We start from the raw sequence: 20,800 nt of genomic DNA, 5'->3' as shown, positions 1-20,800 counted from the left end.
AAGGCGGCAATCTATCAGCGCCCTCCCCCCGATGTCCGACGTCAGCCCCCCGGGTGATCCCGAGGTTTCAGGCCCGCCGCCTCACGTCCGTATCACGCAGCGAACAGACGCGCCGCATGCAGGCCCAGACCGGTCGCGACCGACGCGAAGCGGTCGCCGCGCACCGTCTTGGCGTCGGGGTAGTCCGCCGCGATGCGGTCGGCCAGCACGGTCAGGCCCGTCGAGCCGCCGGTGAAGTACAGCGCATCGATGTCCGAGGGCTTCAGCCCCGCGCGCTCGACCGTCTCGCGGCCCGCCTGCGCGATGCGCTCGATATCGCCGCGCAGCGATTCCAGCGCCACGGCTTCCGAAAGAGGCACCGTGAGGCCCGACTCGATCAGCTGCAGGTCGATCACGCAATCGCCGCCACCGGCGACCTCGATCTTGGCGTCTTCCGCGCGGTTCGCGAGCTCATGGCCGAGCCGCTCGTCCAGCACCGTCATCAGCCGCTGGTGATGGCGTGGATCGCCGTAGAAGCCCTTCATGTTGCGCAGCTCCAGCACACGCTGCGGGCTGTAGCAGGTGTTGATCAGGTGCCAGGTCGCGAGGTCGAAGTAGACGCCGCTGGGCACCTCGCGCGGCGTCTGGCCGGGCTTGGCGGGGCCGAGCGCGCGGTAGCCGAATTCGCGCAGGATGCCGGTCAGCTCGATGTGGCGGTCGAAGTCCGTGCCGGCGATGTGCACGCCGTGGTTGGCGAGGATGTCGTCGCGGCGGTCCAGCCGCTTCGCGCGGTCGGGGCCGACGCGCACGAGCGAGAAGTCGGAGGTGCCGCCGCCGATGTCGGCGACCAGCACGAGCTGCTCGCGGTCGGCCTGCTGCTCGAAGTCGAACGCGGCCGCGATCGGCTCGAACTGGAAGTGCACGTCTTCGAAACCCACCGCGCGGGCGGCGGCGGCCAGCGAGGCCTGCGCCGCTGCATCGCGCTCGGGCTCGCCGTCGACGAAGTAGACGGGCCGGCCCAGCACGACACGGCGCGGCTCGTGGCCCTTCGCATCGGACGCGCCGGCTTGCTTGCGCAGGCGCTTCAGGTAGCCGCTGAGCATGTCGATGTACTTCACGCCGCGCCCGCCGCCGACGTCCGTCACCTGGTCGATCAGGCTGGAGCCGAGGATGCTCTTCATCGAGCGCATCAGCCGACCGTCGACGCCCTCGACGTAGGCGCTCATGGCCGCACGGCCGAAGGCACGTGGCGGGCCGTCGGCGTCGTGACGTCCCTCGGCGAAGTAGAAGACCGCCGTCGGCATGGTCACGTTGCCGCCTTCGAGCGGCACCAGGCGCATCGCGCCGGGACGTTCGATGTCAGGCACGGCGACCGCCGAGTTGGAGGTGCCGAAGTCGATGGCGCAGAAATCGCGCGGCAGGTCGGAAAGCGATGAGGACATGGCGGCGCGGCGGGAAATGCGAAAAGGGCGCGGATTCTAGCCGCGCCCTGGTTTCGGGGTTCCGGCGCCTCGATGACGCCGGGAGGGGTTCCGCCGGATCAGGCGGGCTGGAGATTGCGCACGGCCTTGGCCGGCAACGCGTCGCCGTAGAAGCCGAAGTCCAGCGCGGGCCGCTTGCCGCTCATCAGTTCCGCCAGCGCGCGGCCGGAGCCGGCGCCGTGCGTCCAGCCCAGCGTGCCGTGGCCGGCGTTGATCCACAGGTTGGACGCCTTCTGGCTGCGGCCGATGTAGGGCACGTTGGTCGGCGTGCTCGGGCGCAGGCCGGTCCAGAAGTTGGGCTCGGACAGGTCGGCGACGCCGGGGAACAGCTCCTCGTAGCGGCGCACCAGCGACTCGCAGCGCACCTTGGAGGTCGGGCTGTCCAGGCTGGTGTCCAGGCCCACGAGCTCGGCGGTGCCGGCGATGCGGACGAAGTCGCCCAGGCGCGAGATCGCGATCTTGCGCGCATCGTCCAGCAGGCTGACGGTGCTGGCCTGCTCCGGCTTCTTCAGCCGCAGCGTGGCCGAGTAGCCCTTGGCCGGATAGATGTTGAGGTGCTCGCCCAGCGACTTGGTCAGGGCCGGCGCGTACGACGCCAGCGCCACGACGTAGGCGTCGCCCTTGAGCCATTGCGTCTGGCCCGTCTCGCGCGACTGGATCTGCACGCCGGCGATCTCGTTGCCTTGCGCGCCGCCTTGTGCCTGCAGCGTCACGATGTCGTGGTTCCACAGGAACTGCGCGCCTCGCTGCTCGGCCAGCTTCGCCAGCGCCTGCGTGAAGACGCGGGCGTCGCCCGATTCATCGCTCGGCGTGTAGGTGCCGCCGAACACCGCGTGCTGCGCCGAGCGCAGCGCGGGTTCGATCGCCAGGACCTCGTCCCGGCTCAGCACGCGGCGGTCGACGCCGTGGCGGCGCATGATCTCGGCGCCCTGCGCGCCGGCCTCGAAATCGGCCTCGCTGCCGAAGAAGTGCAGGATGCCCTTCTGCAGGCGGTTGTACTCGATGCCGGTGTTCGCGACGAGCGATTGCAGCGACTCGTGGCTGTAGCGGCCCAGGCGCACCAGCTGCTCGACGTTGCGCTCGAACGCGGCCGTCGTGCACTGTCCCAGGAAGGACAGACCCCAGCGCCATTGCGCCGGATCGAGCCGGGGGCGGAACAGCAGCGGCGCGTCGTCCTTCAGCAGCCACTTGGCGACCTTGAACGGCGCGCCCGCGTTGGCCCAGGGCTCGCAGAAGCAGACCGAGATCTGGGCGCCGTTGGCGAAGCTGGTTTCCAGCGCCGCGTCGGGCTGCCGGTCGACGACGACGACGTCGTGGCCCTGATCCAGCAGATACCAGGCGGTGTGGATGCCGATGATGCCGGCGCCGAGGACGATGACCTTCATGGAGAGCTCCAGGTGAACTTGTGGTTCTGCTGCGGTTCAGCGTTGGACATGCATGCGTCAGGCCAGCGGGCGCAGGATCAGCTGCAGTCCCAGCAAAGCCATCACGAGGGCGATCAAGGCATCGATGCTGCGCCAGACCGCCGGCCGGCGCAACGCCGGAGCGACCGCCGCCGCGCCGAAGCCCAGCAGCGAGAACCACATCCAGGACGCCACCGAGGCGCCCGCCGCGAACGGCCATTGCAGACCCGCCGGCTGTTGCGCGCCGACGGTGCCCAGCAGGACCACCGTGTCCAGGTAGACATGGGGATTCAGATACGTCATGGCCAGCGTGCTGCCCAGCACCGCCGACAGCGAAGCGCTGCCCGCCTGCGCCTGCAGCCCGCCACGGGGAGACAGCGCGCGCAGCGCCGCCTTGGCGCCGTAGGCCAGCAGGAACGCGGCACCGCCCCAGCGGAAGACTTCCATCAGCAGCGGGCTCGCGGCGATCAGCCGGCCCAGTCCGAACACCCCCAGCCAGATCAGCAGCATGTCCGAGAGCGCACACACCACCACCACCGGCGCCACGTGCTGGCGCATCAGGCCCTGCCGCAGGACGAGCGCGTTCTGCGCGCCGATGGCGACGATCAGGCCGGCTCCGGTGAGCCAGCCTTGCAACAGGGCTGCGCTGGGGGACGACATCGGGGGGCTTGGCTGAAGCGTGGCGGGAGGTAGGTGTCGGGGCGAACGTTGCCATCCGCCCCGTGAGGGGTGGATCGCCGGATTGTCGGGAGCACACCCGCTTTCATGAAGCCGGATTAATATCTCAGCGAATCCATTAGGAACGCTTATGAAAGACCTGGACGCCGCCGGGCTGGACTGTCTAGCCGCGCTCGCCGACGAACGCAGCTTCGAACGGGCCGCGGAGACGCTGGCCATCACGCAGAGCGCGGTGTCGCAGCGGCTGCGCAGTCTGGAGGCGCAGGTCGGGCAGCTGCTGGTGGTGCGTTCCCGGCCGTTGCGACTCACCGAACCCGGCAAGCGGCTGTTGCGCTATGCCCGTCAACTGGCGGCGTTGCGCGCCGACGTGGTGAGGGAGCTGGGCGTGCAGGCGGCCCAGGCCGAGCGGCTGCCGATCGCCGTGAACGCCGACAGTCTGGCGACCTGGGTGCTCCCCGCCCTCGACCCGCTGGTGCAGCGCGGGATGCGGGAGGGATTCGGGCTGGAGCTCGTCGTCGACGACCAGGACTTCACCCACGACTGGCTGCGCCAGGGCGAGGTGCTGGGCTGCGTCACGACCGTGCCGCAGGCCTTGCGCGGCTGCATCGCCCAGCCGCTGGGCGTGATGCGCTACATCGCCGTCGCGAGCCCCGACTTCGTCGCGCGCATGCTGCCCGACGGACTGGGCGCGGCCAATTTCGCGCAGGTGCCCTTCCTCGTGTTCAACCGCAAGGACGACGCCCAGCAGCATTGGGTCCGCCAGGCGATGGGGCTACGCTCCGCCAGGCTGAACGCCCGCTACGTGCCGTCCAGCGAGGGCTACGTCAACGCGGTGCGCATGGGCTGGGGGGTCGGCGTCGCGCCGGAGCTGCAGGTCCGGCCGCTGCTCGCGAGCGGGGAACTGGTGGCGCTGCGGCCGGAGGTCCAGGTGGAGGTGGCCCTGTACTGGCACCAGTGGAAGCTGGGCGGCGAGACCGCCGCAGGTGCCGGAAAGACGGCAACGCCGGAAGGCGGGGCGCCTCCAGCGTTGCTGGATCAGATCGGAGAAGCGCTGGCCCGGGGAGCCCGGGACGCCTTGCTCAGCGCTTGAGGGACGCGACCTGCACCTGGCCCTTGGCTTGCGCCTGCAGATGCGCCGGGACCACGGCGGTCGCGCCCGAAGCGGGCGTGGCGCCCTGCTCGGCCAGACGCATCCGGAAACCGCCGCGCTCGTGCTTGTCCTGCACGGAGTTGGCCAGCCAGGCGGAGGTCAGCACGACGCTGCTGACGATCGCCCAGGTCATCGACTTGTGAATCAGTGGAGACATGAGAAAGCAATGGCTTCCACGAACTAGGGAAGGCCCGAAGCATAGTCACCCCTGAATGAGGGGGGCATCACACCTAAGTGGGGCTCGTGGTTATTTCGCCGCACCTGTGGTGGGCACGCCCCAATCTGTGTGTATTTGTGAACGCGATTCCGGAGCACCCGCGATCTGGGGATTTGCCTGAAGACAAAGACGCGCAAACTGTGCTTCACCGCGCGGCGTCGCAGTCACCGCGCAACGGTCACACCCCGTGCTTTCCGACGAGGTCCATCATGCGAATCACCTCCGCCCTTCGCCTTTTCCGTCGCAACACGCCCGGCAGTCACGAGCCGGAGCCCGCCGACATGGGCACCGCATTCGGGATGGAAGCCAGCTTCGGCGACGACAGCGAGTACGAGGACTTCCGGCGCAGCGACTACGGGCTCGAGTCCGAGTCCGCGCCGCCGGCCACGATCGAATCGCCTCTCTCCTGGATGGCCGCCCGGCGCGGCTGACACGACAAGGCGCCCTCTGCGGGCGCCTTTTGCATTCCTGGGGTGCGTCGCCTTCCGGCTGGCGCGGATCAGCGGATCAGCAGCACCGGCACCTCGCTGTGCGCCATGACTTTCGTGGCGACCGAGCCCAGCACCAGCTTGCCCAGCGCCGTGTGGCCGTGCGAGCCCATCATCAGCAGATCGAAACGCCCCTTCTCGGCGACGGCCGTGATGGCGTCCGACGCGTGTCCGGTCTTGATGACGTACTGCGCCTTGATGCCGCGCTTGTCCATGAACGTGCGGATCGGCTTGAGGACCTTCTCGGCCTCGTCCTGGTAGTACTCGGCGAGCACGGCCTTGTCGAGCACCGCAGCCGCGCGCGGCGGCACGCCGGGGACCACGTGCACGACCGTGTAGTCATGCGATCCGCCCAGCCACTCGTCGTGGGCGGAAAGATAGGCCAGCATGCGCTTCGAGTACGTGCTGCCATCGACGGCGACGAGGATCTTCATCGGGATGTCCCTCTCTCTGACAGCCGACATCCGGCCGCGGACCAGTGTGGCACAGGGGCGCTTCCGGAAAGCCGCCTGCAGGCCGCAGGTTGCTTCGTCCTTGACGTTGGACAATCGCGCTTTCCGTCATCCGCCCCGCCGCTGATCCGCCGTGCGACTGCAACTGATTTCCGACCTCCATCTCGAACGCCAGACCGACTTCCAGACCGTCGCCGCGCCGGACGTCGACCTGCTGGTGCTGGCCGGCGACGTCGGCTCGTACCAGACCGGCTCGCGGCTGGTGACGGACGACTTCGGCCTGGGGCGCTTCTCGCCGAAGCGCGACGGCGCGCCGTGGTCGCGCGTGCTCTACGTGCCCGGCAACCATGAGTACGACGGCATCGACTTCGCCACCGCGCATGCGCGGCTGCGCCAGACCTGCGCCGATCTCGGCATCGAGTGGCTGGACCGCGAGGAGATCGTCATCGGCGACGTGCGTTTCCTCGGCACGACGCTGTGGGCGGACTTCGACGCGCTGGCCGCGCGCGAAGCGACGCCGACCAAGCAGCTGGCGGCCAGAGAGAAGGCGTTCCGCGCGGCGAACCACTACCTGCGCCGGTTCTCGACGCTGGTCGACGGGCAGCACATGCTGGCGGAACGGCAACGCGACCTGGCACTGGAATGCCAGGCCTGGCTGCGCGAGGCACTCGAACGACCCTTCGATGGAAAGACCGTGGCGGTGACCCATTACGCGCCCAGCCTGCGCAGCGCGGACCCGCGCTACGGGCTGACGCCGGGGACGGCGGGCTTCTGCAATTCACTCGACGACCTGTTGCCGTATGCGGACCTGTGGCTGCACGGCCACCTACATTGCGGCCACGACTATGTCGTCGAGTCGGCGTCCGGTCCGCGCGGCGACGTGCCGCACCACTGCCGCGTCGTCGCGAATCCGCTGGGCTACGCCAACAAGGGCGAGCAGGAGGACTACCGGCCGGACCTCGTCATCGAGGTGTGAGCCCCTTCCAGCCTTTCCCGCTTCGTCGAGCTTGGCCGCGCCTCAGCGCTTGGCCGGCGGACCGTCGTAGGTCCACAGGTATTCGCGCGGCATCGGGCCCTTGTTGCGTCCGCCCTGCTGCGTCTGCTCCCACGCGTGCGCCAGGATGCCCACCGAGCGCGAGATGCAGAACAGCCCCCGCGCCAGCGGCGCCGGGAAGCCGAGCTCGGCATAGATGACCGCCGTCGCGCCGTCGATGTTCATCGGGATCCGGCGACCGTCCTTGCGCCGCTGCAGTTCCGCTTCCACGGCGCGACCGATGGTCGCGAAGCGGCCCGACACGACGCCCAGTTGAGCCGCCTCGTCGACCAGCTCCAGCAGCCGCGGCGCGCGCGGGTCCACCGGATGGAAGCGGTGTCCGAAGCCCGAGACGAACTTGCCCCGAAGCTCGATGGCCTCGTCCAGGCCCGCGGCAGTCGCGGCTTCGAGCGAGGCCCCCGCGTCCATGCGCATCGCGATCGACTGCAGCATCTCCACGCATTGCTCGCCCGCGCCGCCGTGCACGTCGCCGAGCACATTGATCGCCGATGCCATCGCGTTGTTGAGCCCGACACCGCAGGTGGCGGCCATGCGCGCGATGGCGATGCTCGGCGCCTGCGGGCCGTGGTCGACGGCGGCCATCAGCGCCACGTCCAGCAGCTTGGCCTGTTCCGAACCGGGCAGCTCGCCCCGCGTCATCAGCCAGATCATCTGCGCGAAGCTGACCTGTCCGATCAGGTCCTGGATCGCGTGCCCGCCATAGCGGATGACGCCGGGCGACATCTCGATGATCGAGGTGCGCCACCAGTCCGGCACGCGCTGATCGTGGACCGGGCCCTTGGCCGCGGCAGCGTTGTCGTCTTGGGCGCTCATACGGCCTTCTCCTCTTTCAGCGCGGCGCGCTCGGCGGCGCCATAACCCAGCTCTTCCAGGATCGATTCGGTGTCCTGCCCCAACCGCGGTGGCGGCGTCGACACCGACGGTGCCTGGCCGTTCAGCTTGAAGCCGGTGCGCAGCACACGGACGTCGCGGCCGACGCCGGGAACGTTCTCGAAGTGGGCGACCATCCCGCGATCAGCAACCTGCGGATGGGCGAGCGCCTCTTTCACCGAGTACACCGGCCCCGCCGGCACCCCTGCGTCGTTGAGGCGCTGCCACCAGTCCGGCGCCGGGCGATCGCTCATCGCGGCCTCCAGCAGATGCTTGAGTTCGGCGCGGTGCTTCAGCCGCGCGTGGCGGTCGACGAAGCGCGGATCGGTCTTCCATTCCGGATGGCCGACGGTGTCGCAGACCGCCTCGAACTGCTCCTGCTTGTTGGCCGCGATGTTCAACAACCCCTGCCCCGTGCGGAAGGTCCCCGAGGGACTGGCCGTCACGTTGTCGTTGCCCATCGGTTGCGGCTCGCGGCCGGCGACGAGCAGGTTCGACACCGCCCACCCCATCGTCGCCATCGCGGCTTCGAGCATCGACACGTCGATGAAGGTCGCGTCGGCGCGTTCCTTGTCGGCCAGCGCGGCGGCGATGGCCATCGCCGCGGTCAGGCCGCCGATCGTGTCCGCCACCGGATGGCCGACGCGGTAAGGCGCGGTGTCCGGACCGCCGGTGATGCTCATCATCCCGGACATGCCCTGGATGATCTGGTCATACGCGGGCAGGTCGCGCAGTGGGCCGTCCTGGCCGAAGCCCGAGATCGCGCAATAGATCAGACGCGGATTCACCTGCCGCAGTTCGTCGAAACCGACGCCCAGGCGCTGCATCACGCCGGGCCGGAAGTTCTCGACGACGACGTCCGCCGTCGCCACCAGCTTGCGGAACACCGCCTTGCCGGCGGGCCGCTTGAGGTCGATGGTGATCGAGCGCTTGCCCGGGTTCTGCGCCAGGAAGGACACGCCCATGTGCGCCTGGTTCAGCGCGGTGTCGGCGCCGAGCTGTCGGGCCAGATCGCCGGTCTCGCGCGCCTCGACCTTGATGACGTCGGCACCCAGGTGCGCGAGCTGGTGGCACGCGAAGGGCCCGGCCAGCACGTTGGTCAGGTCCAGGACGCGGACGCCGAGGAGCGGAGAGGGGCTCATGCGAGGCTCCGTCGCGGACTCAGTCGACCTTGACGTTGCCGCTGCGGACGACGTCGCCCCAGCGCTTCTGCTCGCGCGCCAGGAACTGCGCCGCCTGCTGCGGCGTGCCGGCCATCGGCACGCTGCCTTCGGACTGCAGTTGCCCGATCGTGGCCGCCTTCGACAACGCCTTCTGCACCTGCGCGTTCATCCGGGTCACGACCGCCGCCGGCGTGCCGGCCGGCGCGACGATCATCTTCCAGTCCGAGGTGTCGAAGCCCTTGAAGCCGCTCTCGGCCACGGTGGGGACGTCGGGCAGCACTGGCAGCCGCGCGGCGGAACTGATCGCCAGTGCGCGCAGCCTGCCGGCCTTGATGAAGGGCACCACCGTCTGCGGCGTCGCGAAGTAGTAGTCCACCTGCCCGCCGAGCAGGTCGGTCGCCGCCGGGCCGGCCCCCTTGTAGGGGATATGGGTCACCTGGATGGCGGCCTGCTTGGAGAACAACTCCCCCGTGAGGTGGCCCACCGTGCCGTTGCCGGCGGAGGCCATCGTCAAGGTGCCAGGTTTTGCCTTCGCGGCAGCGACCAGGTCGCCGACGGTCTTGAAGCTCGAGGACGACGAGACCACCAGCACCACCGGCTGCCCCGCGACCAGCGCCACCGGCGTGAAGGCCTTGGCCGCGTCGTACGGCATCTTGGGATAGAGCGTCGGGTTGATCGCCAGGTTGGCGGTCTGGCCCATGCCCAGCGTGTAGCCGTCGGCCTTGCTCTTGGCGACGGCGTCCAGTCCGATGTTGCCGCCCGCCCCGGCCTTGTTGTCCGGGACGAAGGTCCAACCGGTGTCCTCGCGCACCTTCTCCAGGATCAGGCGCGACACGATGTCCGTGCCGCCGCCCGGCGGGAACGGCACGATCATCCGGATCGGCTGCGTCGGGAACGCGGCGTCCGCCGCCATCGCCGGCGTCGCGGTCATGCCGGCGATGGCGGCGGCGATCAGCGTGAAGGCGGCGCCTCGGATCAAGTACTGCGTCATGTCGCGCCTCCGTGTTTGTTCTATCTAGCAGAACGTCGGTTTGTTTGATAGAACTGTAGAACGTCTCGCATGACCTGAGACGAGGGATTACCCGTGGCTGAAAAAGACGAATCGCCTTCCGGAGCAGCCGACAGCACCGCCGCATCGAGCGGCGTCGCGGTGCTCGACCGCGCGTTCGCGCTGCTGGGGGCTTTCGGCCAGGACGACGACGCCCTGTCGCTCGCCGAGCTGTCGCGACGGACCGGCCTCTACAAGAGCACCGTGCTGCGATTGCTGGCCGCGCTGGAACATGGCGGCTTTGTGCGACGGCTGGCAGACGGGCAGTACGCGATCGGTCCCGCGCCGCTGCGTCTGGCGACGATCTACCAACGTTCGTTCCACGTCGGACCGATCGTCGAATCGCTGCTCAAGCAGCTCAGCACGGACACCGGCGAGACGGCCTCCTTCTACGTCCGGCACGGCGAGGCCCGGATCGCGCTCTATCGCTGGGAGCCGGCACGCTCGGTGCGCGCGGCGGTGGCGGTGGGGCAGCAGTACGCGCTGCAGCAAGGCGCTTCGGGGAAGGTGCTGTGCGCGTTCTCGAGCGACTGGCGCGACGGCCTCGCCGCCGTCCGCGACCGCGGCTGGGCGGCCTCCTACGGCGAGCGCGAACCGGACACCGCCTCGGTCGCCGCGCCGGTGTTCGCCATCGATGGTCGCCTGCAGGGCGCGATTGCCGTCTCCGGACCGCGGGTCCGGCTGTCGCCGCCGGAGACGATGCTGGGCGCCTGCCGCGCCGTGCTCGGCGCCGCGCGCGAAGCCAGCCGGCTGCTCGGCGGTGATGTCGCGCTGCTGGACGCGGCGCTGCGCACGGTGTCCGTCGCCGACTTCACGACCGGCGGCTGACCATGTCAAACGCCGGCGCTGGGGCCGGCGTTGTGCGTCTTCATCGTCTTCACCGCGCCTCGGGAGCGGCGTGACGATCAGCGGCGATCGCGCTCAGGCCGCGCCGTGGCAGTTCTTGAACTTCTTGCCCGAGCCGCAGTGGCACGGATCGTTGCGCCCCAGCTTGGGCGCGTCGCGGCGCACCTGCTCGACGTGATAACGCTGCTGCTCCGTCGCTTCCTGCAGGTCGACGACCGTCAGGATCAGGTCCTCGATGGCCTCGTCGATGTTCTTGAGCGGATGCTCCTCGTTGAGCAGCTCGACGATCTCCACTTCTTCCGGCGTCTCGGCCGGCAGGTGGCGGTACAGGCGCGCCAGCAGCGCGTTGATGTTGTCGTCGGCCTGCTCGTGCAGGTCAGGGAAGGTCACCGCGGCGTACTCGAAGCCGCCGACCCAAGGCAGCAGCGCCTGGGTGATCGGGTCTTCGGGGAGTTGGGGCGCGTCCGGATCGACGGGCTCCTCAGCCACAACTTCCGCGGCGCCCTCGGCTTGTGCCTCGCCGTCTTCTGCGCCTTCTTCTTCCGCGTCGAGATCCAGCACGACGGGGTAGAACCAGCCCTGCTCCAGCATGCTCTGGTTCAGCGACGCGAAGCGGCGCTCCACCAGCGAGCGGATGCGTGCCAGCCAGGCGGGGTCGATGTCGTCGGGGAGCGCGCGGCCTTCGTAGTCGAAGATCGGCGGCAGCCACTCCTCGATCGGGATCAGGCGGGGCTGCACCAGCACGCCGGCGAGGTAGCCGTCCAGCATCGAAGCGTCCAGCGGCTCGAGCGGCTCAGGAGTGATGGCGAGAAGTTCGTCGAGTTCGTCGAACTCGGCGTCGGAAAGGTCGTGGGCAATGCTCATGGGGCGCGATTGTCGCCGCTCAGGTCGGCGGGCGTGGTGACAGCCGTGCCGGCGGACGGCGGACGCACCGCGTCGATCAACCGTTCGCGCATCCAGCGCTGGGCGCTGCGGTCCTCGTTGCGCAGGTGCCAGAGCACGTCCACGTGGACCGGCGACAGCGGCATCGGCAACGGCCGGTAGATCAGCGCGTCCTGGTAGCCGGTGGCAGTGATGAAGGACTGCGGCAGCACCGTCAGCAGGTCGGAATGCGCCACCACCCGGCCGGCGGTGAAGAACTGGTTGACGGTCAGCGCGATCCGGCGGCTGCGCTTGAGCGCCGCCAGCGCCTCGTCGACGAAGCCGTACGGCCGGCCCGAGAAACTCACCAGCAGGTGATGGGCCTGGCAGAAGACATCCAGCGTCAACTCCTGGTCGGCCAGCGGATGACCGCGACGCATCACGCAGACGTAGTACGAGTCGTAGAGCCGCTGCTGCCGGATCGCCGCCATGTCGCCCTGCCCCTTCAGCGCGGCGACCGCGTTCGGGAAGTAGCCGAGCGCGAAGTCCGCCTCGCCCTGCTCCAGCAACAGGCGCGGATCGCGCGTCGTCAGCGGCAGCACATGGACGTTGGCCAAGGCCCGCATCTGCTCCAGTTGCTGCATCAGCGGCGGGAGGATCAGCGCAGCCGTCGCGTCCGCCATCGCCAGACGGAAGGTGTACTCCTCGGACGTCGGCTGGTAGTCGCCGGGATCCAGCGCCACCCGCAACCGGGTCAGCGCCGAACGCACTTCCGGCCACAGCCCTTCCGCCCGCGAGGTCGGCTTCATCCCGAAGGCCTGACGCACGAACAGGTCCTCGCCGAGCGCTTCGCGCAGCCGCTTCAGCGCATGGCTGACGGCCGGCTGGGTCATCGACAGGCGCTCGGCGGCGCGGGTCATGGAGCGCTCGGCCATGACGGCGTCGAACACCTTCAACAGGTTCAGATCGAGGTTCCGGAAGCTCATGGAAGGCACTTTTTCTCGGAGAACGCGCAGAAATGGCCGCCAAGCAACGGTCCGGCAGAGGCCCTCGAACAGGTCATCGAGGCCTGGGTTTGCGCATTCCTTGGCACTCGGCGGTGACCGGCGTGACGCGCATCACGGGCTGGACGCGGTCCGCCCAATGATATGCACAGCGTTCATACATTCAATGCCCATCTTTCATTGGCGGCATGACTAGGGGAAACCCTATAGTTCAGTCCATCGGTTCTACAGAGCCGACCCAACAAGTCAATCAAAGGAAATCGCCATGAGCGTCGCTACCCAAACCTTCGGTCTTCCCCTGAGCCGCACGGTGCGTCGCGGCGGCACGTTCGCCACGATCGGCGCCCGCGTCTGGGCCCGCACGATCACGAACGTCAAGGCCCGCATCGAGTCCGCCAAGATGGCCCGCGCCGAGCGCGAGATCCTGGCCCTCGCCGCCCAGTACGAAGAGAGCATGCCCTCCTTCGCCGCTGAGCTGCGCGCCGCGAACGCCCGCCGCAACGGCTGAACGATTGAACGGCTGATCAGCCGACCCGCCGGGTGCCGTATGGGCCCGGTCGCAAAGTCCGGAAGCGTCGTGATGTGAGCGCAGGCTCTCATTGAACACCGCACCAGGCCAAGCAAAAGAAAAGCCCGCTTCGAATCAATTCGAGCGGGCTTTGCCTTTTCAGGTTCCCCCGGACCCGCCTCTTTCGAGGCGGTCGCCGGGTGGAATTCGGGGAACGATCAGGCCTGGGCCAGGCGCTGTTCGATCTTGGCCTTGGTGGCGGGCAGTTCCGCCGGCAGACCCTGGGCCAGCTGGACGAACAGCTCATCATGGAGCTTCAACTCTGTCGCCCAGTCTTCGTTCGAGATGTGGGTGACGGTCTTGTACTGCTCCGGCGTGAACGCCAGGCCTTGCCAGTTCAGGTCCTCGTAGCGCGGGCTGGTGCCGAAGGCGTGCTCGACGCCCTGACCCTGACCGTCGACGCGCTCGAGCATCCACTTCAGCACGCGCATGTTCTCGCCGTAGCCGGGCCAGACGAACTTGCCGTCGGCGCCCTTGCGGAACCAGTTGACGCAGAAGATCGCCGGCAGCTTGGCGCCGGACTGGGCCAGCTTGGCACCCAGCGTCAGCCAATGCTGGAAGTAGTCCGCCATGTTGTAGCCCATGAAGGGCAGCATCGCGAACGGGTCGCGGCGCACCACGCCCTGCTGGCCGGCGGCCGCGGCAGTGGTTTCGGAGCCCATGGTCGCGGCCATGTAGACGCCTTCGGTCCAGTCGCGGGCCTCGGTCACCAGCGGCACGGTCGTCGAGCGACGGCCACCGAAGATGAACGCATCGATCGCCACGCCGGCGGGGTTGTCCCATTCGGCATCCAGCGCCGGGTTGTTGGTCGCGGCGACGGTGAAGCGGGCGTTCGGATGAGCAGCCTTGGCGCCGGTTTCCTTGGCGATTTCCGGGGTCCAGTCCTTGCCTTGCCAGTCGACCAGATGGGCGGGCGGCGTGTCGGTCATGCCTTCCCACCAGACGTCGCCGTCGTCGGTCAGCGCGACGTTGGTGAAGATGACGTCCTTGTCCAGGCTGGCCATGCAGTTCGGATTGGTCTTCACGTTCGTGCCCGGGGCGACGCCGAAGTAGCCGGCTTCCGGGTTGATCGCGTAGAGTCGGCCGTCCTTGCCGGGCTTGATCCAGGCGATGTCGTCGCCGATGGTGGTGACCTTCCAGCCTTCGAAGCCAGCCGGCGGGATCAGCATCGCGAAGTTGGTCTTGCCGCAGGCGCTGGGGAAGGCGGCGGCGACGTGGTGCTTCTTGCCTTCCGGCGAGGTCACGCCCAGCACGAGCATGTGTTCGGCCAGCCAGCCCTGGTCGCGGCCCATCGTCGAGGCGATGCGCAGCGCGAAGCACTTCTTGCCCAGCAGCGCATTGCCGCCGTAGCCGGAGCCGTAGGACCAGATCTCGCGGGTCTCGGGGTAATGGACGATGTACTTCGTCTTGTTGCAGGGCCACTTGACGTCGGCCTGGCCGGCTTCGAGCGGCGCGCCCACGGTATGCACGCAGGGGACGAACTCGCCGTTGTCCCCCAGCGTGTCCAGGACTGCGCGACCCATGCGGGTCATGATGCGCATGTTCACGGCGACGTAGGGGCTGTCGGACAGTTCGACGCCGATGTGGGCGATCGGGGAGCCGATCGGGCCCATCGAGAACGGCACGACGTACAGCGTGCGGCCGCGCATGGCGCCGCGGAACAGCGCCTTGTCGCCGGTCTGCAGCAGGGCGCGCATCTCGGCGGGTTCCATCCAGTTGTTGGTGGGACCGGCGTCGAGCTTGTTCTTCGTGCAGATGAAGGTGCGGTCCTCGACGCGCGCCACGTCGGTCGGATCGCTCCAGGCGAGGAAGCTGCCCGGTCGCTTGGCCGGGTTCAGCTTCTGGAAGGTGCCGGCGTCCACGAGCTGCTGGCACAGGCGGTCGTACTCGGCTTGGCTGCCGTCGCACCAGTAGACGTCCTTCGCCTCGGTGAGGGCGGCGATCTCGGCGACCCAGGCGACGAGGCGCTGGTGTTTGACGTAGGCCGGTACGTTCAGGCGCAAGCCTTCCATGACGGGTTGGTTCATGACGGTTTCCAATTTGAGGATATGAAAAGCGGAATTGGGTCAGCTCCGTTCCGGTGGCTCCCGCCCCTGTTTTTCAGAGGAGGAGACCGCGGAGCTGACCCAATGCCGCGCCTCAGCGTGGTGCTTCGCCGAACACTGGTTCCAATGTAATCACGCCGTAACTCCAACGCTTGCCGGGGTTATGCGTTTCTGGAATGGTTTGATGCATCGCCTGGCGGACGGTGGACCCGCGGGGCAGGCAAACGGCGTGCGCGCCGCGTGCCGGGCGATCAAAGCGGGAGGTGCGCCTCCCGGCACAGCTCCCACAACGCCGGCACCCACAGCGTCTGCGGCGCCGGTTTCGGCAGCTTGACGAGCCCGGCCTCTCCCGGCCAGTCCCGGCGGGGCGATGCCGCGCACAGCAGCGTCTTCATCCCCGGCCAGCGCGCGCGCCAGTCGTGCCACGCCTCGATCGACGGCAGCGACTCCGGCGATGAGGCCAGCAGCAGTCCCTGCCCCGTCGCCGCCGCTTCCTCGAGCGCCTCTGGCAACTCCTCATCCCGCTCGACCTCGCGCGCGTCGAATCCGCATTGCAGCAGCCGCTCCAGCATCACCTCGCGCACTGCCGCGCAGCGGTCCCACACGACCGCCACCCAGCCCTCGCCGATACGCTCCATCCCGGCCTGCGTCTGCAGGGGCGGCCATTGCACTTCGGCCTCCGTCGCCTCGATCAACGGGAGTTCCGCGATGAAGCTGCTCCCCTGCCCCGGCGAACTGCGCCCGCTCAACTCCCCGCCCATCGCCCGCATCGTCTGACGCGCAATGGCCAGTCCGAGTCCCAAGCCGGGCATCGCGCTCACCGCCCGGCCCCGGGTGAACGGATCGAAGATCCGTTCCAGTTCCTCTGACGCCAGACCCGGCCCCTCGTCGGTCACTGACAGCACCAGTTGCCTGCCGTCAACGCGAGCCTTCAGCACGACCTCGCCCGGTTGCCCGTACTTCGCCGCATTCGACAAGAGATTCAGCAGCACCTGGCGGAGCCGCCGCGCGTCCAGCGCCACGACCGCCGGCAGCGATTCATCCAGGGTCAGCGAGAGCCGGGTCTTGCCTGCCAGCATCAAGGCCTGCGATTGCAGCGCCAGCTCATGCAGCAGACCATGCAGGTAGACCGGCGCATTCAGCACCTCGACATCCGCCTCCGCCGTCGGCTGCCGCGCGAAGCGCTGCAACTCATCGATCGTGTCCAGCAGCATCACGCCGCCGTGCTCCAGCGCCTGTCGGGTCGATTCGAACTCCGTCCCCGGCGTCAGCCTTCGCGTCAGTTGCACCATCGACGCCAGCGGCGCGCGCAGGTCATGGCCGATGTGTCCGAGCAGCCGGCCCTTCGCCGCATCGCTGGCCTGCGCATGCGCGCTGGCGCGAGCCAGCTCCGCGGTGCGCTCCAGCACCGCCGCTTCCAGCGCCTGCGCGTGCTGAAGACGCTCGCGCTGCAGCAGCCTCAGCATCGCCACCAGCACCGCCGCCGCGCCCGCCGTGCCCACCATCGACGGGGCCAGCTCGATCCAGTCCGCGTACGGCAGGAAGCCGAGCAGGCTGAAGTACCGCGGCGCCATGCCCAGCACCACGCCACCGAGCGCACAGAGCCACACGCCGCCGACCGGATCGCCGCGCCGCATCGCGCGGAAGCTTGCGATCAGGCCGATCGCCGTCAGCGCCAGGTTGGTCGGCGCGGCCATGCGCGTGCCCGTCTGATAGTCCGCCCCGATGCACGCCGCCACCGCGATCAGGCTCATCCCCACCACCGCGAGCAGGGCCCGGTGCACCGCCGGTTGCGTGACGCGCAGCCGCAGCACCGTCGCCAAGGCCATCAGCTGGAAGACCGTCGTCAGCGCGCCCGTCGTGCCCAGCGCCCGTTGCGCCCAGTCCGTCGCGTCCGGCCAGAACCGTTGAAATGCGGTGCCGCGCATCGCCATCTCGTAGACCATGGCGCTCGAGAGGAAGGCCGCGATCCACGCGTACCCGCGATCGCGCAGCGACACCGCTAGCCCCGCCGCCAACGCCGCCAGCGTCAGCCCCACCGCGGACAGCATTCCGTCGCGCCAGACCCGCCATTGCTGCTGCTCGACGAGCGCTTCCGCGACCCAGAGCGTCGGCTCGATGGCCAGCGCCCCGCGGCTCGCGGCGCGCAGCCGCAGTTCCCAGACCTCGCCGGGCTCGATGCGCATCGGGAAGGCGCTCTCGCGCAATGCCAAGGGCCTCTGGTCGAAGGGGATGTCGGTGCCCGCGCGTTCCCGCGTCCACGGCGTCGCGCTGCCGTCCGGCAGCAGACGGCGGCGATAGAGCGCCACCGACTCGATCCGCGCCGGGTCGACCATCAGGACGTAGCGTGCTGCCTCGGCCCCCTCCTGGCGCAGCGTCCAGCGCAGCCAGTAGGTGTGGCGGGTGTACCCGGGCGACAGTGCGGGCCGATTGGCGGGCCGCCAGCGCGTCGGTCCATCGGGGAGCAGGTCCGCGCGCTCGATCCAGAGCTGCCCCTGGTCGACCAGCGCGATGCGGCCCGGCGTCGTGCCGTGAAGGGCGATCACCGGTTGCGGCTGCACCTCGCTCGACACATCAGGCACCGTCACCGGCAGTTCCGGGACGGGTTCAGCACGCGCGGCGGTCAACGCAACAGTGAATGCGACCGCGACACCCAGCGCAGCGGTCCATCGGCGCCAGCCGGCCATCAGGGCGCCAGGCCTTCTGAAGCGCCGGACTCGCGCGTGCGCAACGCCGTCCGGTAAGCCTGCGGGCTGAGCCCGTTGCGCTCGCGGAACGCCGTCGCGAAGTTGCCGGCGTTGGCATAACCCACGTGGAACGCGATGTCCGAGATGCTCATGTCCGTATCGGCCAGCAGCCGCTGTCCGGTCCGCACGCGCTCGTCGCTGATGTAGCCGGACACCGTCTGCCCCAGCTCCTCGCGGAACAGCGCCAGCAGCCGCCGTCCGGTCAGCCCGACCTGCCGGCCGATCTGGTTCACCGTCAGCGGCTCGACCAGGTGCTCGCCGATGTACTGCCGCGCCGCGTTCAACAGGCGCTGGTCGGGCGTGCCCGCTTCAGCGGCGGGATCCGCCTCGACATCGTTTGAAGCCTGCGGCCTGCGCGATGCGGCCAGATGCAGATGCACCCGCACGCGCGCCAGCACCTCCTGCGGATGGAAGGGCTTGCTGATGAAGTCCACCGCACCTTGGGACAGGCCCTCGATCCGGCTGTCCACGTCGTTGTGGGCGCTCAGGAACAGCAGCGGCATCTCGCGCGTCGCCGGATCGGACTTCAGCAGCCGGCACAGGGCGAAGCCGTCCATGTCGGGCAGCCCGACGTCCAGCAGCGCGAGGTCCGGTGCCAGGCCTTGCGCCTTCTGCAGCGCCGCGCGGCCGCTCTCGGCGAAGGCCAGCCGGTAGAGCGGATGCAGCAGCGCGGTCAGCCAGCGCAGGTCCTCGGGCTGGTCGTCCACCAGCAGCAACAAGGGGCGATGGATCGCTGGAGCGGGCGCGGCACGGGACATGGCCGGAATTGTCCCGGCCCGTCCCCCGCAACGCGCGCGCGGCGCCCCGTCCGGTGGGCGCGTGGCGTTCAAACCGCCCATCTGGGGGGGAGGAACGGGAGCGGAAAAACTACCGGAAACAGGCACGGCCTGACCCCCTCCGCCGCCCTTGAACGAATCGCCAAACATGCGCGGCGAATTGACAGAACTCCGGACCGCTGCCGCACGGGATAACCGCGCCCTTGCCAAACACAACCGGAGATTGGGAATGAAGTACAGCACGCGACAAGGCGCGGCCGGCCTGGGGCTGAGTCTGATGAGCCTGTCCGTCAGCCTGGCCTGGGCCGCGGCACCGGACGCCGGCCAACTGCTCAACGAGCAGCGCCGCCTGAATCCGCCCGCGCAGCGCGGCGACCTCGACAAGGCCCCGACCGTCAACGCGCCCCTGGGCGACGACCAGCAGGCCGGCCTGCGCGCACGCATCGACCGCATCCGTTTCACCGGCGCCGACGACCTGATCCCCGAGGCCGACCTGCAGGCGCTGGTCGCCGACGCCAAGGGCCGGCAGCTGTCGCACAGCCAACTGCAGGCGCTGGCCTCGCGCGTCACGGCCGCGCTGCAGAAGCGCGGCTTCGTGCTCGCCCGCGCCTACCTGCCCAGGCAAGACCTGACCCAGGGCGAACTGGAGATCGCCGTACTGTCCGGCCGGCTGCAGTCCGGCGCGAACCGCGTGCGGGTGACCGGCGCCGACGAGGCGCTCGCGCCGCGCCTGGGCGCGATCGCCGACGCAGCCCTGGCCTACGGCCCGGTCCGCTACGAGCAGCTCGAACGCGCGCTGCTGCTGATCAATGATGTGCCGGGCGTGCAGGCCCGCGCGACGCTGGAACGCGGCGACGAACCCGGCACCAGCCGCCTCGACGTCCGCGCCGAAACCGGCCGCGCCTGGGCGCTGGACGCCTCGGTCGACGATTACAACAACCGCTACACCGGCCAGTGGCGCGTGGGCGCCGCGGCATCGCTGATCCGGCCGCTGAACCATGAGGACCTGCTGCAGGCCAGCGTGTCGCGCACCGACGGCAGCCGCCAGGCCGCCCTCGTCTATGGGTTCGCCGTCGGCGCCTCGGGCCTGCGCGCCCAGCTGGCGACGACCTGGCTCGACTATCACGTCGGTGAGGAGCTCAAGCCGCTGGACCTGCGCGGCACCGCGCGGACCGTCTCGGCCAGCCTCAGCTATCCGCTGCTGCGCAGTCGCGAGCGCAACCTGTGGGTCTCCGCCGAAGGCGAACAACGCACGCTGGTGGACGACGCGCTCGGTCAGACGCTGCGCGATCGCCGCCTCAACCGGCTGTCGATCAACGTCTACGGCAATGCGTGGGACAACGTGCTGGGCGGCGCGCAGAACGACTTCGGCCTGGGCGTCACCAACGGCACCGTCGCGCTGCGCGAAGCGGGCGACCAGATCGCCGATGCGATGACCGCCCGCACCTCCGGCAGCTACGACAAGCTGACCTGGCGCGTCTCGCGCCTGCAGACCGCGCAGGCGCTGCCGGGATGGGGCCTGTTCGTCGGCGGCTACGGCCAGATGAGCGCGCGCAACCTGGACTCCTCGGAGAAGTTCCTGCTGGGCGGACCGTCGGGCGTGCGCGCCTATCCGGTCGGCGAGGCCAGCGGCGACAACGGCTGGGTCGGCACCGCCGAACTGCGCCGCGAGCTGCGCATGGGCAACGGCTTGGCCGCGCAGCTGATCGCTTTCGCGGACTACGGCCGCGTCGAGCAGCACGAGCGCCCGTGGGCCGGCGCGCTGGCTGGGCAGCCGAACTCCTACGGACTGGGCGGCGCGGGCCTCGGCGCCAACCTGGCCGGCGAGCGCTGGACGCTGCGCGCCAGCTGGGCGCATGCCGTCGGCCACAACGCCGGACGGTCCGCCGCCGGCCGCGACGCCGATGGCCGCGACGACCGCGAGCGCTTCTGGCTCCAGGCCTCCTTCCACTATTGATCGACGCCGCGGC

At 69.4% G+C, this 20,800-nt stretch carries 19 protein-coding genes; 6 read left to right on the top strand and 13 right to left on the bottom strand.

The genetic code is table 11. From position 1 onward, the window contains the following. Nucleotides 1-92 precede the first annotated feature (92 nt). The 3 genes from AC07OZ_RS10240 to AC07OZ_RS10230 all read right to left on the bottom strand — a co-directional run bounded on the left by AC07OZ_RS10240 (nt 93) and on the right by AC07OZ_RS10230 (nt 3,523). Nucleotides 93-1,421 (bottom strand): Hsp70 family protein, encoded by a 1,329-nt coding sequence (locus tag AC07OZ_RS10240; RefSeq protein WP_495467031.1) that lies wholly within the window; start codon nt 1,419-1,421, stop codon nt 93-95. A 98-nt stretch (nt 1,422-1,519) separates the two neighbouring features. Further along, nucleotides 1,520-2,845, bottom strand: a complete 1,326-nt coding sequence (locus AC07OZ_RS10235; protein WP_495467030.1) for a D-amino acid dehydrogenase — start codon at nt 2,843-2,845, stop codon at nt 1,520-1,522. A 57-nt stretch (nt 2,846-2,902) separates the two neighbouring features. After that, nucleotides 2,903-3,523, bottom strand: a complete 621-nt coding sequence (locus AC07OZ_RS10230) for a LysE/ArgO family amino acid transporter (protein ID WP_495467029.1) — start codon at nt 3,521-3,523, stop codon at nt 2,903-2,905. A gap of 148 nt (nt 3,524-3,671) precedes the next feature. Here AC07OZ_RS10230 and AC07OZ_RS10225 point away from each other — a divergent pair, with 148 nt between their 5' ends. Beyond that, nucleotides 3,672-4,631, top strand: coding sequence for a LysR family transcriptional regulator ArgP (locus AC07OZ_RS10225; protein ID WP_495467028.1), 960 nt, complete (start codon nt 3,672-3,674; stop codon nt 4,629-4,631). Here AC07OZ_RS10225 and AC07OZ_RS10220 read toward each other — a convergent pair. Further along, nucleotides 4,621-4,848 carry a hypothetical protein gene (locus tag AC07OZ_RS10220; protein ID WP_495467027.1) on the bottom strand — a complete coding sequence of 76 codons (228 nt, stop codon included), beginning with the start codon at nt 4,846-4,848 and terminating at the stop codon, nt 4,621-4,623. The two genes, AC07OZ_RS10225 and AC07OZ_RS10220, sit on opposite strands and share 11 nt — an antisense overlap. Before the next feature lie 269 nt (nt 4,849-5,117). Here AC07OZ_RS10220 and AC07OZ_RS10215 point away from each other — a divergent pair, with 269 nt between their 5' ends. Further along, nucleotides 5,118-5,339 carry a hypothetical protein gene (locus tag AC07OZ_RS10215; RefSeq protein ID WP_495467026.1) on the top strand — a complete coding sequence of 74 codons (222 nt, stop codon included), beginning with the start codon at nt 5,118-5,120 and terminating at the stop codon, nt 5,337-5,339. Nucleotides 5,340-5,407: 68 nt separating this feature from the next. Here AC07OZ_RS10215 and AC07OZ_RS10210 read toward each other — a convergent pair whose 3' ends face one another. Beyond that, complete coding sequence (locus tag AC07OZ_RS10210) at nt 5,408-5,830, bottom strand: universal stress protein (RefSeq protein ID WP_495467025.1); 423 nt, start codon at nt 5,828-5,830, stop codon at nt 5,408-5,410. Nucleotides 5,831-5,981: 151 nt separating this feature from the next. Here AC07OZ_RS10210 and AC07OZ_RS10205 point away from each other — a divergent pair, with 151 nt between their 5' ends. Continuing rightward, a complete protein-coding gene (locus AC07OZ_RS10205; RefSeq protein WP_495467024.1) occupies nt 5,982-6,824 on the top strand; it encodes a metallophosphoesterase in 843 nt (280 codons plus the stop codon). Nucleotides 6,825-6,866: 42 nt separating this feature from the next. On the opposite strand, the gene AC07OZ_RS10200 is transcribed toward AC07OZ_RS10205, so the two are convergent. Genes AC07OZ_RS10200 through AC07OZ_RS10190 form a run of 3 tightly spaced genes read right to left on the bottom strand, consistent with a single transcriptional unit; the run spans nt 6,867 to nt 9,926 of the window. Next, entirely contained in the window at nt 6,867-7,715 is an 849-nt protein-coding gene (locus tag AC07OZ_RS10200) for a citryl-CoA lyase (protein ID WP_495467023.1), read from the bottom strand. After that, the gene (locus tag AC07OZ_RS10195; RefSeq protein WP_495467022.1) at nt 7,712-8,914 is read right to left on the bottom strand and encodes a CaiB/BaiF CoA transferase family protein; all 1,203 of its coding nucleotides are present in this window, start codon (nt 8,912-8,914) and stop codon (nt 7,712-7,714) included. The genes AC07OZ_RS10200 and AC07OZ_RS10195 overlap by 4 nt, the downstream gene beginning before the upstream one ends. 19 nt (nt 8,915-8,933) lie before the next feature. Beyond that, complete coding sequence (locus AC07OZ_RS10190) at nt 8,934-9,926, bottom strand: Bug family tripartite tricarboxylate transporter substrate binding protein (protein ID WP_495467021.1); 993 nt, start codon at nt 9,924-9,926, stop codon at nt 8,934-8,936. Nucleotides 9,927-10,019: 93 nt separating this feature from the next. Here AC07OZ_RS10190 and AC07OZ_RS10185 point away from each other — a divergent pair, with 93 nt between their 5' ends. Beyond that, on the top strand, nt 10,020-10,811 hold the full coding sequence (locus AC07OZ_RS10185; RefSeq protein WP_495467020.1) for an IclR family transcriptional regulator: 792 nt from the start codon (nt 10,020-10,022) through the stop codon (nt 10,809-10,811). Nucleotides 10,812-10,904: 93 nt separating this feature from the next. Here AC07OZ_RS10185 and AC07OZ_RS10180 read toward each other — a convergent pair whose 3' ends face one another. Both AC07OZ_RS10180 and AC07OZ_RS10175 read right to left on the bottom strand, forming a co-directional pair. Then, entirely contained in the window at nt 10,905-11,693 is a 789-nt protein-coding gene (locus AC07OZ_RS10180; protein ID WP_495467019.1) for a UPF0149 family protein, read from the bottom strand. Beyond that, nucleotides 11,690-12,676 carry a LysR family transcriptional regulator gene (locus tag AC07OZ_RS10175; protein ID WP_495467018.1) on the bottom strand — a complete coding sequence of 329 codons (987 nt, stop codon included), beginning with the start codon at nt 12,674-12,676 and terminating at the stop codon, nt 11,690-11,692. The genes AC07OZ_RS10180 and AC07OZ_RS10175 overlap by 4 nt, the downstream gene beginning before the upstream one ends. 283 nt (nt 12,677-12,959) lie before the next feature. On the opposite strand from AC07OZ_RS10175, the gene AC07OZ_RS10170 reads away from it, so the two are divergent. Next, a complete protein-coding gene (locus AC07OZ_RS10170) occupies nt 12,960-13,202 on the top strand; it encodes a hypothetical protein (RefSeq protein WP_067279865.1) in 243 nt (80 codons plus the stop codon). Nucleotides 13,203-13,420: 218 nt separating this feature from the next. On the opposite strand, the gene AC07OZ_RS10165 is transcribed toward AC07OZ_RS10170, so the two are convergent. From AC07OZ_RS10165 to AC07OZ_RS10155, 3 genes are all read right to left on the bottom strand, one after another. After that, nucleotides 13,421-15,289 carry a phosphoenolpyruvate carboxykinase (GTP) gene (locus AC07OZ_RS10165; protein WP_495467017.1) on the bottom strand — a complete coding sequence of 623 codons (1,869 nt, stop codon included), beginning with the start codon at nt 15,287-15,289 and terminating at the stop codon, nt 13,421-13,423. 269 nt (nt 15,290-15,558) lie between these two features. Beyond that, on the bottom strand, nt 15,559-17,895 hold the full coding sequence (locus AC07OZ_RS10160) for a sensor histidine kinase (protein WP_495467016.1): 2,337 nt from the start codon (nt 17,893-17,895) through the stop codon (nt 15,559-15,561). A 98-nt stretch (nt 17,896-17,993) separates the two neighbouring features. Continuing rightward, on the bottom strand, nt 17,994-18,812 hold the full coding sequence (locus AC07OZ_RS10155) for a response regulator (RefSeq protein ID WP_495467015.1): 819 nt from the start codon (nt 18,810-18,812) through the stop codon (nt 17,994-17,996). Nucleotides 18,813-19,059: 247 nt separating this feature from the next. On the opposite strand from AC07OZ_RS10155, the gene AC07OZ_RS10150 reads away from it, so the two are divergent. Next, a complete protein-coding gene (locus tag AC07OZ_RS10150) occupies nt 19,060-20,787 on the top strand; it encodes a ShlB/FhaC/HecB family hemolysin secretion/activation protein (protein ID WP_495467014.1) in 1,728 nt (575 codons plus the stop codon). Nucleotides 20,788-20,800 lie beyond the last annotated feature (13 nt).

Source organism: Roseateles sp. GW821-FHT09G03 (assembly GCF_059416045.1).
Note: the sequence above shows the minus strand (reverse complement) of the source record. Positions and strands in the feature narration are given on the sequence as shown.